Source organism: Hypericibacter sp. (genome assembly GCF_050729195.1).
In the GTDB taxonomy this organism is placed as follows: domain Bacteria; phylum Pseudomonadota; class Alphaproteobacteria; order Dongiales; family Dongiaceae; genus Hypericibacter.
The window spans coordinates 1-18,029 of sequence record NZ_JBOHKS010000162.1 but is presented as its reverse complement, the minus strand read 5'-3'; the positions used below and the strand labels follow the sequence as shown (position 1 = coordinate 18,029).

The 18,029-nt window shown below is 64.8% G+C and carries 17 protein-coding genes; 9 read left to right on the top strand and 8 right to left on the bottom strand.

What is annotated here, in order from left to right; genetic code table 11:
• Positions 1-163: 163 nt before the first annotated feature.
• Together ACREE8_RS12580 and ACREE8_RS12575 are read right to left on the bottom strand one after the other, a co-directional pair.
• The gene (locus tag ACREE8_RS12580; RefSeq protein WP_431573349.1) at positions 164-1,624 is read right to left on the bottom strand and encodes a pyridoxal phosphate-dependent decarboxylase family protein; all 1,461 of its coding nucleotides are present in this window, start codon (positions 1,622-1,624) and stop codon (positions 164-166) included.
• Between the two features lie 83 nt (positions 1,625-1,707).
• Positions 1,708-3,474: a B12-binding domain-containing radical SAM protein gene (locus tag ACREE8_RS12575; protein ID WP_431573348.1), complete on the bottom strand. Its 1,767-nt coding sequence runs from the start codon at positions 3,472-3,474 to the stop codon at positions 1,708-1,710.
• A 442-nt stretch (positions 3,475-3,916) separates the two neighbouring features.
• On the opposite strand from ACREE8_RS12575, the gene ACREE8_RS12570 reads away from it, so the two are divergent.
• The 5 genes from ACREE8_RS12570 to ACREE8_RS12550 all read left to right on the top strand — a co-directional run bounded on the left by ACREE8_RS12570 (position 3,917) and on the right by ACREE8_RS12550 (position 8,578).
• Positions 3,917-4,360, top strand: a complete 444-nt coding sequence (locus tag ACREE8_RS12570) for a nuclear transport factor 2 family protein (RefSeq protein WP_431573347.1) — start codon at positions 3,917-3,919, stop codon at positions 4,358-4,360.
• Positions 4,361-4,508: 148 nt separating this feature from the next.
• Positions 4,509-6,017: an APC family permease gene (locus tag ACREE8_RS12565; protein WP_431573346.1), complete on the top strand. Its 1,509-nt coding sequence runs from the start codon at positions 4,509-4,511 to the stop codon at positions 6,015-6,017.
• A 35-nt stretch (positions 6,018-6,052) separates the two neighbouring features.
• Positions 6,053-6,757, top strand: a complete 705-nt coding sequence (locus ACREE8_RS12560; RefSeq protein WP_431573345.1) for a hypothetical protein — start codon at positions 6,053-6,055, stop codon at positions 6,755-6,757.
• A 69-nt stretch (positions 6,758-6,826) separates the two neighbouring features.
• On the top strand, positions 6,827-7,786 hold the full coding sequence (locus ACREE8_RS12555) for a cyclase family protein (RefSeq protein WP_431573344.1): 960 nt from the start codon (positions 6,827-6,829) through the stop codon (positions 7,784-7,786).
• 24 nt (positions 7,787-7,810) lie between these two features.
• Positions 7,811-8,578 (top strand): SDR family NAD(P)-dependent oxidoreductase, encoded by a 768-nt coding sequence (locus ACREE8_RS12550; RefSeq protein WP_431573343.1) that lies wholly within the window; start codon positions 7,811-7,813, stop codon positions 8,576-8,578.
• A 4-nt stretch (positions 8,579-8,582) separates the two neighbouring features.
• On the opposite strand, the gene ACREE8_RS12545 is transcribed toward ACREE8_RS12550, so the two are convergent.
• The 4 genes from ACREE8_RS12545 to ACREE8_RS12530 are packed head-to-tail and all read right to left on the bottom strand — an operon-like array spanning position 8,583 to position 11,838.
• Positions 8,583-9,506 (bottom strand): hypothetical protein, encoded by a 924-nt coding sequence (locus ACREE8_RS12545; RefSeq protein ID WP_431573342.1) that lies wholly within the window; start codon positions 9,504-9,506, stop codon positions 8,583-8,585.
• Entirely contained in the window at positions 9,503-10,321 is an 819-nt protein-coding gene (locus ACREE8_RS12540) for a PhzF family phenazine biosynthesis protein (protein WP_431573341.1), read from the bottom strand. Before ACREE8_RS12540 ends, ACREE8_RS12545 begins: the two co-directional genes overlap by 4 nt.
• Positions 10,321-10,740: a RidA family protein gene (locus ACREE8_RS12535; RefSeq protein WP_431573340.1), complete on the bottom strand. Its 420-nt coding sequence runs from the start codon at positions 10,738-10,740 to the stop codon at positions 10,321-10,323. Before ACREE8_RS12535 ends, ACREE8_RS12540 begins: the two co-directional genes overlap by 1 nt.
• A 12-nt stretch (positions 10,741-10,752) precedes the next feature.
• Positions 10,753-11,838 carry a DSD1 family PLP-dependent enzyme gene (locus ACREE8_RS12530; RefSeq protein WP_431573339.1) on the bottom strand — a complete coding sequence of 362 codons (1,086 nt, stop codon included), beginning with the start codon at positions 11,836-11,838 and terminating at the stop codon, positions 10,753-10,755.
• Between the two features lie 274 nt (positions 11,839-12,112).
• On the opposite strand from ACREE8_RS12530, the gene ACREE8_RS12525 reads away from it, so the two are divergent.
• Together ACREE8_RS12525 and ACREE8_RS12520 are read left to right on the top strand one after the other, a co-directional pair.
• The gene (locus ACREE8_RS12525) at positions 12,113-12,988 is read left to right on the top strand and encodes an FCD domain-containing protein (RefSeq protein WP_431573338.1); all 876 of its coding nucleotides are present in this window, start codon (positions 12,113-12,115) and stop codon (positions 12,986-12,988) included.
• 53 nt (positions 12,989-13,041) lie between these two features.
• Positions 13,042-14,313 (top strand): D-amino acid dehydrogenase, encoded by a 1,272-nt coding sequence (locus tag ACREE8_RS12520; RefSeq protein WP_431573337.1) that lies wholly within the window; start codon positions 13,042-13,044, stop codon positions 14,311-14,313.
• A 211-nt stretch (positions 14,314-14,524) separates the two neighbouring features.
• Here the strand turns inward: ACREE8_RS12520 and ACREE8_RS12515 are convergent, their stop codons facing one another.
• Together ACREE8_RS12515 and ACREE8_RS12510 are read right to left on the bottom strand one after the other, a co-directional pair.
• Positions 14,525-14,659 (bottom strand): beta-ketoacyl synthase N-terminal-like domain-containing protein, encoded by a 135-nt coding sequence (locus ACREE8_RS12515; RefSeq protein WP_431573336.1) that lies wholly within the window; start codon positions 14,657-14,659, stop codon positions 14,525-14,527.
• Positions 14,660-14,797: 138 nt separating this feature from the next.
• Positions 14,798-15,370 carry a TetR/AcrR family transcriptional regulator gene (locus tag ACREE8_RS12510; RefSeq protein ID WP_431573335.1) on the bottom strand — a complete coding sequence of 191 codons (573 nt, stop codon included), beginning with the start codon at positions 15,368-15,370 and terminating at the stop codon, positions 14,798-14,800.
• 91 nt (positions 15,371-15,461) lie between these two features.
• On the opposite strand from ACREE8_RS12510, the gene ACREE8_RS12505 reads away from it, so the two are divergent.
• Entirely contained in the window at positions 15,462-16,571 is a 1,110-nt protein-coding gene (locus ACREE8_RS12505) for an efflux RND transporter periplasmic adaptor subunit (protein ID WP_431573334.1), read from the top strand.
• Positions 16,571-18,029 (top strand): efflux RND transporter permease subunit (locus ACREE8_RS12500; RefSeq protein ID WP_431573333.1); only part of this gene is annotated, 1,459 nt, incomplete at its 3' end. The genes ACREE8_RS12505 and ACREE8_RS12500, both read left to right, overlap by 1 nt.

Below are 18,029 nucleotides of genomic sequence, written 5' to 3'. Positions count from 1 at the left end.
CCCTACTACCCGCCCTACGCCTATTACTACCCGCGGCCCTATTACCCCCGCTATTACCCGGCGCCTTATTGGGGACCGCGTTTCACCTTCTTCTTTGGCGGCGGCGGTGGCGGTAACGGCTATCACCACTACCACCATTGAGACCTCAAGGCAGGGAACGGCGTCAGACCTCGCCGGCCCGGATCGCGCGCCAGGCGCCGACGATCGCGGCGACAGCGCGGTCGGCATCGGCCTCGGTGGTGTACCAGGAGCTGACGGAGAGGCGCATGATCCAGCGGCCTTTCCACTGGGCGCCCTCTGCAAAACAGGTGCCTTCCGCCTGAACCCGCTCGATCACTTTGCGAGTCAGGCTATCGCCTGAAGACCCGTCGCCGCCGAATCTGACCACGACCTGGTTCAGCTCGACCCGATTGAGCACAGCGATACCGGCTTCTTCGGCGAGCGCATCCGCCATCCGCCGCGCTATCCGGCAATGCCGCGCCACCATCTGCGCAATACCCTCCCGCCCGAGCGCCTGAATCATCGCCCAGACGGGAAAGCCGCGCGCCCGGCGTGAGAGCTCCGGCACATAATCGGCGGGGATGCGGTCTCCCGCCGACAGGGCCGGCAGATAGCTGGCGGTGATCGTCATGGCGCGGCGATGCGCTTCGGCATCGCGCACGATGGCGAACCCGCAATCGTAAGGGAGCTGCAGCCATTTATGGCCGTCGGTTGCCCATGAATCGGCAGCGTCCAGTCCCTGCGCGAGAGACGCCGTCCCGGGACAGGCCCGGGCCCAGAGGCCGAAGGCGCCATCGACATGCACCCAGGCCTTCCGGCGGTGACCGATGGCCGCGATCTCCCCGATCGGATCGAAGGCGCCGCTATTGACATGGCCGGCTTGCGCGATCGCGATGACAGGCCCCTCGGCTCGTGCCATCGCCGCCTCGAAAGCCCCGATTTCCATGCGGCCCTGGTCGTCGACCGGCACACGAGTTAGGCGGCTATGTCCCAATCCCAGGAGCTGCAGCGCCGAGAAGACGGAGGCGTGGGCTTCCTCGCCGAGGATGACCTGGATCGGCGGCGCGCCGAACAGGCCGTCGGCATCGGCGTTCCAGCCCGCCCGTCGCAGCATCTCTCCGCGCGCGGCCGCGAGGCAGGTCAGATTCGCCATCGTGGCGCCCGTGACGAAACCGACCGAACATTCCGGGGGAAGCTCGAGAAGCTCCAGCAGCCATCGCGCCGCGATTTCTTCGCAGGCCGCGGCGGCCGGCGTGGACGTATGGCCTGCCGCGTTCTGCCCCCAGGCGCTGGTGAGCCAATCGGCGGCGACACCGGCAGGATGCGACGCGCCGATGACCCATCCGAAGAATCGAGGCCCGGCCATGGCACTCAACCCCGGCTCGGTCCGGGCGACCAGTTCCTCGACAAGCTCGACGCCGTCCCTGCCCTGTGCGGGCAGCGGCCCGGCAAAGACCTGGCGCATGTCGCCGAAACTTTTCTGCGGTCGCTGTGGCCTCGTGCCGAGAGACCGCCGAAACGCCACGGCGTGCTTTGCCGCTCGATCCAGCATGAGCTCGTCGGCGGCGCTCCAGCCGGCCGCCGACGCGATTTCCTTCCGAGCCGCCTCGCGTGGATCGGTCATTGTCGAAAGCTCCCTCATAGCCATCACATCGGCGACATCACCGCAGCGAAAAGTCGGAACAGGGCAGGCACGGCACTCGCCGTTCAGCCCGTGCGTCCGATCGTCGTGAGCTCGGCGATCTTCCTGGCATGCGCGACCGCGGCCCGCCCGCCCGTGGTCTGGGTCAGGAGGTCGAGCGTCTCGTCATCGTCCTCGCCCACCGGCATCAAGGCGCGATCCGTGTAGGAGGCTGAGGCGGGATCGCGGAGGATGGCGCGCCTCAGCAACAGCAGCCGCGCGATCATGCCGATGATGACCCCGTGCTTGTGCAGCGTGTCCAGAATGAAGCGGGGCCAGAATCGCCAGGCACCTTCGCGCGGCAGCCCGGGGCGGCGTTCGGATGGCCGCTTGAGCCGCAGGATCCCGCCCTGGAGCGGGTGCAGCTTCTCGAGCCGGACCGTGGTCGAAAAATTGACCAGCAGCTTGATGAGGCTGCCGATCGGCACGCCCGTCGCGGCCGCGCGGCGCAGCAATGTCTCCATATGCTTTGGCGTGTAATAGAGCGACCAGGCCTCGCGATAGATGCCCTCCCATGCCTCCCGGCTCATGTTGGGATGAGCGGTGCAGACATGCTCCACGTCGTAATTGTTGAGATCGGGATCCATCGCGACATTGTTCTTCCAGAGGGTCTGATGATCCTCCGAGCCCGGCAGCGGCGTCAGGCAGAAGAACTCGATGATGTCGAGCGGGAGCTCTTCCTGGATGATCGCGATATCGCGCCGGATCGTCGCCGGCGTGTCCGCCGGAAAGCCGAGGATGTAGCCCGCCAGCGTGATGATGCCCTGCGCCTTCCAGGCCAGCAGCATCCGGCGATACTCGGTGATCTTGTTCTGGCGCTTCTTGGCAGCCGCGAGGTTGTCGGGATTGACGTTCTCGAGCCCGATGAAGACGCGGGTGACGCCCGCCCGCTTTGCCTTCACGATGAAGTTCGGGATCTTGTGGCAGAGCGTATCGACCTGGATCATCAGGCCGAGGGGAATGCCGCCCTTCTCGCGCAACTCGATCAGGCGATCGAAGATCGCCTCCCACTCCCGGTTGCGCGCGAAATTGTCGTCGGTGATGAAGAACTTGTGGATGCCTTGCGCCCAGTTGAGGCGCACCAGCGTCTCGACATCGTCGGCCGAGCGGAATCGCGACTTGCGGCCCTGCACATTGATGATGGTGCAGAAGGAGCATTGATAGGGGCAGCCGCGGCCGGCATCGAAGCTGGTGCTGAGGCCGAGCGTGCGTTGCACATACTGCTTCGGCATGAAGGGCACCGGCGTTCCCTCCATCGCCGGCAGGTCCTTCATGAAATCGTAGAGCGGCACCAGCCGGCCCGCGGCGGCATCCTGCAGCACCCGGTCGAGCCGGCCTTCGGCCTCGCCGGCGAACATGGCGATCCCCATCTCGCGGCAGGCCTCGAGCCCGACCGCCTTCCCGTCCAGCATCGAGAGACAGCCCGAGACATGGAACCCGCCCATGGCCACGGGGATCCCCGCCTCCCGGAAGGGCCGCGCGATGTCGAGGGCGCGCGGATACTGGTTCGACTGAACGCCGACCAGCGCGACTAAGCCGAAACCGTCGCGGCGCCGAAGGCCGGTGAGAAGCGCCGACACATCGATACGGCTGTTGGTCTCGTCGATGACCGCGATGTCGATCTCGACATCGGGTCCGAGCACCCGCCGCTGGGCACAGTCGGCGGCGATACCGTACATGGCGGCGAGCGAATTGGACGGGATCATCGCCCGCCACCAGCGGATGACATAGCCATCGTCGTCGTAATGCGACGGCTTGATCAGGACCAGCTGGAAGCGGCGCTTCGCGGCCACGTGAATCCGTTCTAAAAGTGGAAAACGGCAGCCTAGCATCCCCCGCGGCGGCAATCGCGACCTCGCAATGCCCGCGGAGGCATCGCGGCCGCTCGGGGCAAGGAGATCAAACTGTCCATAGGTCAACAACCTATTTAACCTTGACCCTGAACTGTCGATCCAGTTAACTGGGATCGTGCGCATGGGCTTGGCGACCGGCATCGATGCCGGAAGGGGCTGTGAAAGCCCTCGTCCAAGCGGCCATCTGGCGCCTCGGGAGGCTGGGCATTGATGTGTCGGTCCGATGGTCCCAAAGCTGAGCGTCTCGTCGAGATCGATATCCCCGATCGCATGGTCGCGCCGATGCCCGCTCGCGCCGCGGCGCCGGGCTCGAGGAGCTCACTGCTTTGACAACAGGGCGGCGCATTCCGATGCCGCCCGCGCTCGCCGGAGCTCAGTCCCCATGAGCAAGCAACACCTGCCCGCCGACCTCGAGCTCTCGACGACACCATCCGGCGCGGAGGCCCAGGGAAGCCTCGCCGCGGCGATGGCACGAATCACCGCCTACTGGGATGACGAGTGCGCGCGAGATCTCGACAAGCTCATGACGCACTTCACGCGCGACGCCGAGGTGATCACGCCCGATGGGGCGTACCGCGGTCATGAGGCGGTCGCGGCTCTCTATCAGAAAAGCTTCGACAGTTTTCCGGGGCTCAAAGTCGATGTGAAGGCAGGCTTCGCAGGCCAAGGCGCGCATTGCGTCGAGTACCGTGCGGTGCTCACCGATACAGCCAACGATCACTGGCTGGTCGAAGGTATCAACCTGATGAGACTGGAACGGGGATTGATCTGCAGTCTCCGCTCCTTCGAGGACGCCCCGCGCCGGCTTTCGGCCGGAGGTGCTTGACCACGATCCTAAGGTGCTTGAGAGGCGGAAAAGACCGATGACCGTTGAAATCGGCCCGCATCGACTGGGGTAAACGGCATAGCGGCTCGCTATGTCCGAGGATGCATTCGTCTGCGCTGTGACGCAAACGACAAGGGGGATGAAAACTATGGCAACCAACAACGCAAACCGCGGCTCGACCGGTTTCGTCGAGGCGAAGGGCAAGGATTACGTCGCAGTCACCGACCTGAAGCCGGGTGCCGTCGGGCTCGCCGGCGCGGTCATGCAGAACATCACGCACATCGCACCCGCGATTGCCGCGTTCTTCTTCACCCAGACGCTGGTTAGTTTTGCCGGCGGACAGGCGCCGCTCGCTTATCTCATCGGCCTCATCATCGTGATCCCGCTCGGCGTCTGCCTGATGGAGCTCGCCAGGACATTCCCGTCGGCAGGCGGGTACTTCACCTATGTCAGCCGCACGCTGGGGCCATCGATGGGCTTCCTCACCGGCTGGGTGTTTGTGCTCTATTCGCCCGTGGTGGCAGGCCCGTCGCTCGCCGTGCTGGGGCAGATCCTGCAGGACGAACTCGCTGCGAATTACGGCATCACCTTCCATTGGTGGTATGCGGTGGTCATCGGCATTCCGTTGGTGGCCTGGGCCGGCTACACCGGTATCTCGTTCTCGATCAAATGGATCGTGGTCGTCGGTCTCGCGGAATTCCTGATTGTGCTGGCGCTCGGCCTCACCGGCCTCGCCGATCCGGGCCCGGGCGGCTTCACCTTTGCGACCTTTACCACATCGTTCAATCCCGGCGGCCTCGCGACAACCTCCGGATTCTTCATCGTGGTGGTTCTCACGGTGCAGGGATTGACCGGATGGGAGGCTGCGGTGCCGCTGGCCGAGGAAACCGAGAATCCCCGGCGCAACGTGCCGCGTTCGATCATGGCTTCGATTCTGATCATCGGCGTCATGCTGGTGATCGCGCAGTGGGGCCAGGTCGTCGGCTGGGGCGTTGATGACCTGCCGAACCTGAAAACCTCGGCGGAAGTCCCGGGCCTGGTGATCGCGCACCGGGTCTGGGGCGATATGTGGTGGCTGACTCTGCTCGCCATGATCACATCGGTTCTGGGCGCCAGCCTCGCCTGCCAGAACGTCGCGACCCGCATGTGGTACAGCATGGGCCGCGTCGGCGTGCTGCCGCGTGCCTTCGGCAAAGTCCACTCGACACGCAAGACTCCGACCACCGCCGTGACCGCGCAGCTCATTCTGTCGGTCGTGCTCGGCTTTGGCGGGCCGGTGCTGCTGGGCGGCCCATGGCCCTTCTTCATCTTCCTGATCGCCTTCGTGCTGGTGCTGGGCGTGATCTTCGTCTACGTCGCGGCCAACGTCGGCCTCGTGGTCTACTTCTGGACCAAGGCGCGCAGCGAGTTCAACTGGATCAAGCACTTCCTCTTCCCGGTCGGGACCAGCCTCGTTCTCATCTATTCGATCTACGCCGCCTTCGTGCCGCTGCCGGCGCCGCCCAACAACTGGACTCCGCTGGTTGCGGCGATCTGGCTGGGCTTGGGTATTGCCATCATCGTCTGGAAGAAAGTGACCGGCGATGAAGCCTGGCTGACGAAGACTGCCGAAGTCATCGGTGAGCGCGAAGACACCGCGCACCACCACCCGCTCTGAAGACAACGACAGCAACAGCGACAGGGGAAAACGCGATGGAGTTGCCGAAGAAGACGCCGGTCCGTTCCTACAAGACCGAGTTCAAGAAGAACGAGACACCGCTCTCCGAAGGCGGGCTGTGGCTCAACGGACGCAAGGACGGCATCGACTGGTGTGACGTCCTGGTGAAAGACGGCGTCGCCTTCGGTGAAGTCTCGCGCAACCAGGTGGCGGAACGCCGCGCCGAGCAGGCAAGTCTCGGCGCGGGTGCGGTTGAGGGCGGCGCGCCGGTCGGCGACTATGACGACCCGACCGCAGTCCTGACAGGACAATGGGGCGCGAATCAGTACGGGAAGGTGAAGGTCTTCAGCCGGAACCAGACCAACAAGGTGTTCCAAGAGGTGCAGATCCGGCTCCGCCACAATATGAAGCCGAAATCCTGCAACGGATACGAGGTGTTCTTCCGTGTGCTCGATACCGACGAAGGGTATGCCGAGATCGTTCGCTGGAACGGTCCTGTCGGCGGCTGGACCTCATTGAAGAAACTGATCGGCAAGAAATACGGCGTGAAGGACGGCGACATCATCGAAGCGTCGATCGTCGGCAACGTCATCACCGGTTATCTCAATGGCGCGGAGATGATCTCGGTGGTGGATGACAACATCAAGTCGGGTGCCCCCGGGATCGGCTTCAACTTCGGTGTCGGCACAACCAACGCCGACCACGGCGTGCGATCCTTCGAGGTACATACTTACGATTGACCGGTCGATGCGGGATCGAAGGCGCGGGGTGAGAGCCCCGCGCCGTTGCCGTTTCAATGGAGATTAGCGATGACGCGACAGTTGACCCCCGCCGCCCCCGTCTCCCTTGCGGCTTTCGACAAGATGTTCGAGAGCATCAAGAACTGGGGCAAGTGGGGCGAGGACGACGAGCTCGGCACCCTGAACTACATCACGCCGGCGAAGATCGCCGCCGCCGCGGCGCTGGTGCGCAAGGGCCGCTCGGTCTCGATGGCGATCCCGATCAACAAGCAGGCCGGCCCCGACAATCCGAACCCCGCCGTGCATCTGATGTCGCTGATGCACGACATCCCCATCAGCAAGAGCGGGCTTTCCTTCGGCATGTGCTATCTCGCCATGGCGAGTCACGGCGATTGCCACACCCATGTCGACGCGCTCAACCACGTCGCCTACAAGGGCAAGCTCTATAACGGCAAGCCGGCCGAGCTGCTGACCTCGCGCGGTTCGGATTGGGGCAGCATCGCCGCCTATTACCACGGCATCGTCGGCCGCGGCGTGCTGCTCGACGCCGCGCGCCATCGCAAGGTCGATTGGCTCGAGCCCGGCGAGGCGGTGACGCGCGCCGAACTGGAGGCGATCGAGAAGGCGCAGGGCGTGCGGCTGGGTGAGGGCGACATCCTCGTCTTCCGCACCGGCCATCATAAGCGGCGCCTTGCACTCGGTCCCTGGAGCAACGACTATCCGCCGGCCGGTCAGGGCAAGGCAGGACTGCATGTGGATACCGTGCCCTGGATGCACGAGCGGAAGATCGCGGCCTTCCTGCCCGACGGCGACGGCGAGACCGTGCCGAGCAATGTCGAGGACATGCCCTATCCGATCCACGCGCTGCAGCTGACCTCGATGGGCATGCTGGTCTCCGACAGCCTGCAGCTGGAGGAACTCCACCAGGCCTGCGAGGAAGAGAAGCGCTGGGAATTCATGGTGATCGGATTGCCGCTCCGCTTGCCGGGCGCCACGGGTTGCCCGTGGAACCCGATCGCCCTGTTCTGATCATCGCGGAAATAGGAGACGCATATGGAGCGCCGGTTTGCTGGCAAGGTCGCGCTCGTCACGGGCGCCACGACGGGCATCGGCCAGGCGACGGCGGTTCGGCTCGCCGCCGACGGCGCGCTGGTCGCTGTCAATCGAAAGCCGGATCTCGATGCCGATGAAACCCTCGGTCTCATCAAGGCCGCGGGCGGCGAGGCCTTCGCGGTCGCCGCGGACATGCGCGACCCGAAGCAGGTTCGGGCCATGGTGGCCGAGGTGGCGAAGCGAGGGCGGCGTCTCGACTATGTCGTCTCCAATGCCGCGATCAATCCCTTCATGCCCTGGGACCAGACCTCGGACGAGGCCTTCGACAATCTGTTCGAGACCAATGTTCGCGGCGCCTGGGTGGTCTGCACCGAGGGCGCGCGCCAGATGATCGCCGAGGGCCATGGCGGCGCCATCGTCATGATCAGCTCCATCTCGGCCCATGTCGGCGCGCCGACCCAGGTCGCCTATTGCGGCACCAAGGGCGCGATCAGCATGCTGGGCAAGGCGCTGGGTGCGGTGCTCGGCAAGCATGGCATCCGCGTCAATGTGGTGGAGCCCGGTGCTGTCCAGACCAACATGAGCGCCGGTCTGCTCGACGACCCGCCGGCGCTGAAATATTATCAGGAGCGCATCGCGCTCGGGCGCATCGGCAAGCCTTCCGAGCTTGCCGCCAGCATCGCTTTCCTGCTGTCGGACGATGCCAGCTACGTCACCTCGGCAGCACTGCTGGTGGATGCCGGCTTCATCGTCAACGCCGAGCTCTGATCCTTCATCGCGCGTCGGCGACGAAGATCCGCACCGTACCCTCGATCGAGCGATTGGGCTCGAGCACCCGGACGCCGTGGCTGGGAACCCCGGCCGTCATGCGGTTGAAGCCGTCATTGGCGTTGCTCACGGGCTCGACGCAGACATAGGGATAGTCCCAGGCACTGTAGATCTGCATCTTGTCGAGCACGCCGTCGGCCTCGATCACCGTGCGGAATCCGTCAGGAGCGATGACCTCCGCCGTCCCGTCCCAGCCCTCATAGAGACGATCGACGACCATCTCCGACACGTCCGGACCATTCCCGAAATCGAGGCCCTCGATCAGAGGCTGACATCCGAGCCCGACCGCCTCGGGTGCATCGGGCGGCCAGACGCCCACGGAAGCGAAACGCAGACGAGTGCCGGGATATTTCGGGAAATAGGGATGGATGCCAAGCCCCGCCGGCATCGGCCGGTGATCGCGCGAGGTGATCCGCAGGAGAATGGAGAGGCCCTCCGCCGACAGCGAGTAGCGGACGAGCCCGCGAAACCGGAAGGGAAAGGTCCCGGGCGTCGGCTCATGCGTCATCTCCAGCTCGAGCGTGGCACCGCTCCGGTCGAGAATCCGGAACGGCGCGATCCATGACTCGCCATGGGTGGCCGTCGGCTCCTCGGGAACATTCCGGGCCAGCGGATAGCTGACGCCGCCGAAGGTGAATCCCGGTCCGAACATGGGCCCGGAATAGGGCATCAGCGGAAAGCCCGCAAAGCCATAGTTGGTCGGCCGCGCCAGGACCGCGTCCGGCGTCGGCCGCAGCACGTCGCGGCCGGCATGGCGGAACGAGACCATGCGCGCCCCGAAACCCGGCGCAACCGTCAAGGCATAGGGACCCTGCTCGAGCGCGACGAGCGGCCCCGTTTCGGTGGGCTGGCGGTAACGGGAGCTCATTCGTCCGGCAGCCTGATGGTCCCGTCGATGACGAGGCTGCTTTCCCCGGCGATCGCGACGATGTCGCCTTTGTCCTCGCACCACAGGTCGCCGCCGCGGGGAGACAGATGGCGGCTGTGAATCCGCTTCTTGCCCCGCCGCTCGGCCCAATAAGGAACGATGATGCGATGGGCGGTGCCGCAGACCGGATCTTCGGGCAGGCCTACCTTCGGCGCGAAGACGCGGATGACGATATCCGACGCGTCATCGCCCGGTGCCGTGGCGATCACGGCGTTCCGGTCGAAAGCCGACACCCGCGCCAGGTCCGGCCGCAATCGGGCGACGATGGCGGGGTCCTCGAAGATCGCGACATAACCGAACGGGGCCACCCAGGTCTCCAGGGGACGCGCGCCCAGGGCTGCCGCCATTTCCTCGACGCGATCGACGCGGCTTCCCGGCATGGTCGGGAAGTCGACACTGATGCGATCGCCCTCGATACGGGCGGCACGGCTGTCGCCATTGGCCAGATGAAACCTGACCGAGCGCAGCGGCGGGGCATCGCCGGCGGCGGCGGGTCGCAGAACGACATGGGCAGCCGCCAATGTCGCATGGCCGGCACCGGCATGCGGGCCCGCCGGCGTGAAGAATCGGAGCGGCGTATCACCGCCGGATGCCTCGCCGACGACCGCGACGACGTCGGCGCGCAGGATGGCGCAGGCGGTCGTCAGGACATGGTCGGCGGCATCGCGCGCGCCGCTCAGCACGAAGGCGGGATTGCCGTGCCGCGGATCGGTCGCGAAGGTGACGACCTGGAAGAGGTTGGCTTGCGACGCCATCACGTTTTCAGCGGTTTATAGGCCACGACCTTCATCTCGACCTTGCAGGCGAACATGAAGCGCATGGGGAAGATCGACCGCACCGGAGGATCTGCCTTGAAATAGGTCTTGTAGATCGCGTTGAAGGGGACGAAATCGCGCGGGTCGGTCAGCCAGCATTCGCTGTTGATCACATCGTCGAGCGTGCAGTCCGCGACCGCCAGCGCTTCCTTGATGAAACCGAAGGTGCGATGGATCTGCTCCTCGAGGCTCATCGACTTGTTGCCGGTGCCATCGTCGATGATGTTGCCCGCGTCGTCATAAGTGAGATTGGCAGGGTTGAAGAGCCAGGGGCCGAAGGCGGAGGTAAAGACGAAATCGCCGGCCCGCATGGCCTTCGAGATCGGCACGGCGTGATCGATCGGAAAAGACTTCTTCATCGCTTGATTCCCCTAGTAGCGGGCCCTGATCGGCCAGATGTCGATGACCTCGTCCCCGCGCACCACATGGAAGGCGCCATAGAGATTGACGGTCGGGTCGCAATGCGAGGTCAGGAACTCGATGGTCGCGCCGAGCCCGGGCCCGCCGCCGCCTTCGAAATCCAGGGCGCCATGTTCGTCGCCCATGAAACGGAAGCTGGCGCCGGGCGGTCCGCCGCGAAGCGCGACAGGCTTGCCGCTGTCGGTCGCGAAGGCCTTCCAGCCGGCATTCACCACCACCCGGCCCGGCTTGTTCGCCGACACGACGGTCGCCGCCACGAACAGCGAAGGAACGAAAGGATTGTCGTTCTCGGAAATGCTGATCGCGCCGTAGCAGGAATCCATGAAGAGGTAGGAGCCGGGCTGGATTTCCGTGAAGAGGCCGGTCGCGGCGTCGATGCGGTGGCTGCCGGTGCCGCCACCGGTGACGATGGCAGGCGAAAGGCCGGCCGATGTCAGCGCGGCTTTGACGGCGCGCACCCGGTCGGCCTGGATCGCGATGAGCCGTGCGCGCTCGGGGAACGGGCTGACCTGCTGGAGATTGCCCCAGTAGGCCTGCATCCCCGCATAGGTCAAGCTTGGTGCTCCGGCAATCTGCCGTGCCAGCGCCACCGCGTCCGCGATCTCCAGGCAGCCCGTGCGGCCCATGCCGACATCCACGTCGACGACCACGTCCAGGGTTCGTCCAGCCGCGGCCGCCACGGCCGAGAGCTGCGCGACCGACGCCGGATGATCGGCCACGACGGCGATATCCGCACCGCGCAGCAGGAGCCGCCGCAGGCGCTCGAGCGCATCGGGTGAGGCCAGAGGGGCGGTGACGAGAATGCCGCGGATCCCGCCCAGCGCCACGGCCTCGGCTTCGCCGATGGTCGCGCAGGACACGCCGATCGCGCCCGCGGCCATGATCCGCTGCGCGATCTCCACGCATTTATGGGCTTTGGTGTGGGGCCGCAGCTTGACCCCCAAAGCGGCGGCGCCATCCCGCATCGAGGCGATATTGCGATCGAGGATATCGATGTCGACAAGAAGCGCAGGGGTGGGAACATCGGACCGACGCATCAATGCTCAGCCTCCCGAGCTGCCGGATGGCCGCGTCGGCAGGCGGTTTTTCCCGCCGCTTCCGGCACCGATCCCCTCCGGCCGCCAAGCCCATGGCGCGCGCCCAGTAAACTGGATCGGCCGTTTGGGGTCAAGGATAAATAGGTTGATTACCTATTGACAGTTTGTTCTTTTTGCGCGAATTGCTGCGAGGTCACGCCCGCATCGCGAAAGCGGAATTGTCGCCATAGGTGATACCCATCATTTTGATGCAGTGACCGCAATGGAGACAGCCATGTCCACGATGCCTCTGGGCCGACGAAAACGGGCGGACGAGATCGCCGAGCATATCGAGCGCGCCATCTCGACCGGCGAGTTCAAGGAGGGCGCCCAGATGCCGTCCGAGAAGGAGCTGGCCGAGCGTTTCGGGGTCGGCCGCCCCTCGGTGAGGCAGGCGCTCTTCACCCTCCAGCAGCAGGGGCTGGTCGAGATCACCAGCGGCACGCGCGCCCGCGTGACAGCGCCCTCGGCAAAATTTCTTACGGGTCAGCTCGCCAGCCTGATCGCCCGCCTGACGTCGACCGGCCAGGGCCAGGAACATATGGAGCAGGCGCGCCTGCTGTTCGAAGCGGGCGTCGCCTGGCAGGCGGCCCGGGTGGCGACCGACGAGGATATCCGGCGCCTCAAGGCGGCGCTCGACGCCAACGCCGCCGCCATCGGCAATACCCCGCTTTTCGTACGGACCGACGTGGCGTTCCATGCCGAGCTCACGGTCATCGCGCGCAACCCGGTGTTCTCCGGTGTTCACGATGCCCTGGTCGGCTGGCTGATCGACCAGCGCACGACGACGATCCACATGCCCGACGCCGACAGGTTCTCGGTTCGCGATCACACCGCCATCTACGAGGCGGTGGCGGCGCGCGACCCGATGCGGGCGTTCCATGAAATGACCAGCCATTTGCGGCTCATCAGCGAGCTCTATCGCGAATCGAAGCGGCTGTCGGACGAGATCCTGCGCCAGGTCGCGCGCGACGTCGCGGGCCGGATCGACCGCGAGCGGGAATCCATGTGGGCGGCAGCCGGAGGACCCAAGGCAGGGAATGAAGCCGGCAAGCTGACGGAAGGTATCGCGGGCAAGAGCAAGGCCAACCGGAAAGCCAAGGACGCCTGACGGCGGCGATACCGACAGGCCGCAAGAGTCGAAGCAGGGAGGGGAAACGGGCAGTGACCACGATTGTTCTCGGTGCCGGCGCGGTCGGCACGGCCACGGCCTGGTATCTCCGCAAATCCGGCCATGACGTGGTGCTGATCGAGCGCCAGCCGGAAGCGGCCATGGAAACCAGCTGGGGCAATGGCGGCATCATCCACGCCAGCGAGGTCGAACCCTGGTCCCAGCCCGGCATGCCGACGAAGATCATCAAATGGCTCGGCAAGGAGAATGCGCCGCTGCTTCTGCGCTACCGCGCCATACCGCACATCATGCGCTGGGGTATCGAGTTCGCCCGAAACTGCACGCCGGAGAGATTCCGCGAGAACGCGAAATCCAACCTTCATCTGGCGCTTCATTCGCTCAAGTCCCTGCAGGAAATCGGTGCCGAAGCGGGCATCGACTACGACCGCGCCACGCGCGGCGTGCTCAAGATCTATCGGTCCCGGGATTCGCTGGACAGCGCGCAGCGCTCCACCGACTACCTCGCGCAGCATGGACTGCTCTACGAACGGGCCGACCCGGACCGCTGCGTAGAGCTGGAGCCGGCATTGAAGGACACGAAGTCAACGCTCGCCGGCGCACTCTACTTCGCTCGCGACGAGGTCGGCGACTCCAACAAGTTCGCGCAGGGGCTTGCCGCGGCCTGCGCTGCGCGCGGCGTGCAGTGCCGGTTCGGCGAGACGATCGAGAAGATCGAGACCCGCAGCGGCCGCGTGCAGGCGGTCGTGACCAGCAAGGGGCGGATCGTGGCCGATACCGTCGTGGTCGCCCTGGGCAGCTTCACGGCTCCGATGCTCGCCAAGAACGGCATCCGCGTGCCAATCTATCCGGTGAAAGGCGTCTCGATCACTTTCAAGCGCGCCGCTTGGAATGCTGCGCCGACAATGCCCTTGATCGACGACAGCAAATTGTTCGGGTTTGTGCCGATCGGCGACCGCATCCGCATTTCCGGCTCGGCCGAGATCACCGGCTACGACATGACCCCGGCCCCTGCGCGGGTCGCGGCCATCATCGCCAATGCAAGCTTCACCTTCCCCGAACTGAAGCGCTATTTCGATATCTCGAAATCGAAGGTGTGGGCTGGCCTGCGACCGGTCAGCCCTACAGGCACCCCTATCATCGGCGAAACCCGCATCCGCGGTCTCTGGATCAATGCCGGCCATGGGCATCTCGGCTGGACGCTGTCATGCGGCTCGGGGCGCGTGATCGCCGATCTCATCGATGGCCGCGATCCGGGCATTCCCGTGCCGCCGCCGCAGGGCGTGGTTGTCGCCAGGGCAGCTTGAACGGTCGACGCTCCCGGCAACAGCTCGGATGCTGCGGTATCTCAAGCTTTTCCAGGAAACGGTGGACCAACCGAGGTCAAACTGGGCACTGGGTCCTCGTCGTGGCGATCCAGCGATGAGTGGCTTCCGTTTCCCGTGGTATCCTTCGAGCAATGTCTCAACGCCTAAGAGAATCGCTCTGGTGCAACACCTTCATGGGCTGGATCCCAGCCTATCTATCTCCTACCACATCGTCCGGAAGCCTCCGGATGCCCGAGCGACCGGCTAGGAGACGCGACCAGGACGCTTCGACACCTGCGGCAAGGGGGGTGATCGCTCCCAAACCTGTAACAACAATCCGTCGCATCTATTCTCCTATCGATTCCGGTACGCCGCCAGCGCCGCCCACGCCGTGGCTAATCCTGTGCGGCACTCGATCGCGATCGCCGCTTACTTCACCTCCGCTGATACAGCGCGCCGGAGACGGGGACATCAGCCGTTCCTCTCAAGCGGCGACGGCTTCGCGAACCTGTTGGGCTGCCACATCCAGAAAGGCTTGAGCGAGATCGGGGTCGTTGACGACGCGCGATAGCGTCATCGCGCCGACCATCGTCGAGAGAATGGCCATGGCCTTGCCCTTGGGCTCCTTGCCGTCCATCTCGGCAACCATACGGCCGAGGACTTCGAGATGCGCCTTGATCCCGGCTTCGAATGACGCTTTCACGTCGACGCCCTGCCTGGCGGCATCCGAGCCGAGCGCAACGACCGGGCAGCCGTCCATCCTCTCTTCGCGGTGTTCCATGCTGAGGTAGAACGCGATCACCGCGCCAAGCGGGTCCTGCGGATTGGCCGCGGCTGCGTCCGACCACCGGCGGGAGGCACTCTCCAACGCCCGCCTGGATGCCTGCGCCGCCAGGTCCTCCTTTGACGCGAACTGCTTGTAAAAGGCGCCCTGGGTCAGCCCGGCCCCCTCCATCAGGTCCTTGAGGCCGATGCCGTCAAAGCCGTGCTCCCGAAAAAGGCGGCTTGCAACATTGATCACGGTTTGCCGGTTCTCCTCGGCCTGAATGCGACTCATTCGCATCGTCGACCCTCCTTATTTAGATTGCGTTCAACATCTATATAACATATAGAGTTCGAGCGCAATCTATTTTTGTGAGGCAATGGGCATGAAAAAGAGACCCGCTATCGTGCTGGGGGGCGTGCTGCTCGCGATGCTCGGGGCGGCCGCATTCGTCACTCTTTCCCTTCGTGCGCAGCAAGCCTCCGCCGTTAGCGATCCGAGGCAGGAAGCACCGATCGTCAGACTGGCGACGGTAGTACGGGTGACCGGACCCGGACGCAGCTTCACGGGCATCATAGGGGCGAGGGTACAGAGCAATCTCGGCTTTCGCGTCGCCGGCAAGATCGTGGAACGGTTTGTGAATGTGGGGCAGCAGGTCAAAGCCGGCCAACCGCTGATGCGGATCGACGAAACCGATCTTCGCCTTGCGCTCACGGCGAAGCGCAACGCCGTCGCCGCAGCACGCGCATCTGTCGTTCAGTTGAACGCGGATGAACGGCGATACGCCAGTTTGCTTAAGGATGGATGGGTCTCCCGGCAGCGCTATGAGCAGGCGAAGGCCGCAGCGGATACAGCCAAGGCGCAACTCGCCGCCGCCGAAGCCGAAGCACGGGTCGCCGAGAACGAGGCGACCTATTCCGTCCTGGTGGCGGACGCGGATGGAACTGTGGTTGAAACGCTTGGCGAGCCGGGGCAGGTCGTCTCCGCCGGCCAGACCGTGGTTCGGCTTGCCCAGGCCGGCCCCCGCGAAGCGGTGGTCGCGCTTCCCGAAACCATCCGGCCGGCGATCGGCTCGGCGGCCGAGGCAAGCGTGTACGGGGGCGATGGGCGTCGCTATACGGCACATCTCCGCCAGTTATCGGACTCCGCAGACGCCCAGACCCGTACGTACGAGGCCCGCTACGTGCTCGATGGCGACGCTGCGACAGCACCGCTTGGCGCGACGGTAACCATTCGGCTTGCAAGCCAGCCGACTCAGCCGGAAATCCAGGTACCGCTGGGTGCCGTGCTCGATGACGGCCGGAAAACCGGCGTTTGGGTCTTGGACAGCGCCACCTCGACCGTACACTTTCGGCCTATCAAGCTTGTTCGTGTGACCGACGAGACTGCCGTGATCTCGGGACTGAGCTCTGGTGATTCGGTTGTTTCGCTCGGCGCTCAACTCCTACAGGAGGGCGCTCGCGTCAGGACCGCATCTGAAAGCAGGGGCAATTGATGAGCCTCAATCTTTCCGCGATCGCCGTTCGCGAACGGGCCGTCACCCTGTTCTTCATCCTCCTGCTGGCGGCCGCCGGCGCCTATGCCTTCCTCATGCTCGGACGCGCGGAGGATCCCTCCTTCACCATCAAGACCCTGACGGTCACGACGGTATGGCCGGGCGCAACGGCGCGCGAGATGCAGGACCTCGTCGCCGAACCGTTGGAGAAGCGGCTTCAGGAACTGACCTGGTACGACCGGGTGGAGACGACCACACGGCCAGGTTACGCGTATATGACGGTTACGCTGAAGGACAGCACACCGCCACCTGTCGTGCAGGAGGAGTTCTACCAGGCCCGTAAGAAGCTCGGGGATGAAGCCCGCAACCTGCCGTCCGGCGTGTTCGGTCCGTTCGTCAACGACGAATATTCGGATGTGAGCTTTGCCCTTTATGCGCTCAAGGCGAAGGGCATGCCGATGCGGGAACTCGCAAGGCAAGCCGAGATCATTCGCCAGGACCTTTTACATGTGCCCGGCGTCAAGAAGATCAACATCCTGGGTGAACGTCCCGAACAGATATTCGTCGAGTTTTCCTATGCCAAACTGGCAACTCTCGGCGTGTCGGCACAGAATATCGTCGCCGCCTTGCAGCGGCAGAACACCGTCACACCGGCAGGCTCGATCGACACCCAGGGGCCGCGGGTCTTCATCCGGGTCGAGGGCGCCTATGACAGCGTCCAGGCGATCGCCGACACGCCGATCGTCGCTGCCGGGCGGACGCTGAAGCTTTCCGATATTGCCGAGGTCCGCCGCGGCTACGAGGATCCTCCCACCTACATCATCCGGCACCAGGGTGAGCCCACCATCATGCTCGCGGCTGTTATGCAGGAGGGCTGGGATGGTCTGGCACTCGGCAAGGCGCTGAAGGACAGGGCTGCGGCCATCGCACAGACACTGCCACTCGGGATGACGCTCGACAAGGTGACCGATCAGGCCGTCAACATCACCTCGGCGGTTGACGAGTTCATGATGAAGTTCGCGATGGCGCTCGGCGTGGTGCTACTGGTGAGCCTGCTTAGCCTCGGTTGGCGCGTTGGCATCGTCGTGGCGGCTGCCGTACCTCTGACACTTGCCGCCGTATTCCTCATCATGCTGGAAACCGGCCGGTTCTTCGACCGCATCACACTCGGCGCCCTGATCCTGGCGCTTGGTCTTCTCGTGGACGATGCCATCATCGCCATCGAGGTGATGGTGGTGAAGATGGAAGAGGGCATGGACCGTATCCGTGCCGCCGCCTATGCCTGGAGTCATACGGCGGCGCCGATGCTCTCCGGAACGCTGGTGACGGTGGTCGGGCTGATGCCGGTCGGCTTCGCGCGCTCGACCGCCGGCGAATATGCCGGCAACATCTTCTGGATCGTCGGCTTCGCCCTGATCACGTCGTGGCTCGTCGCGGTCTTCTTCACGCCCTATCTCG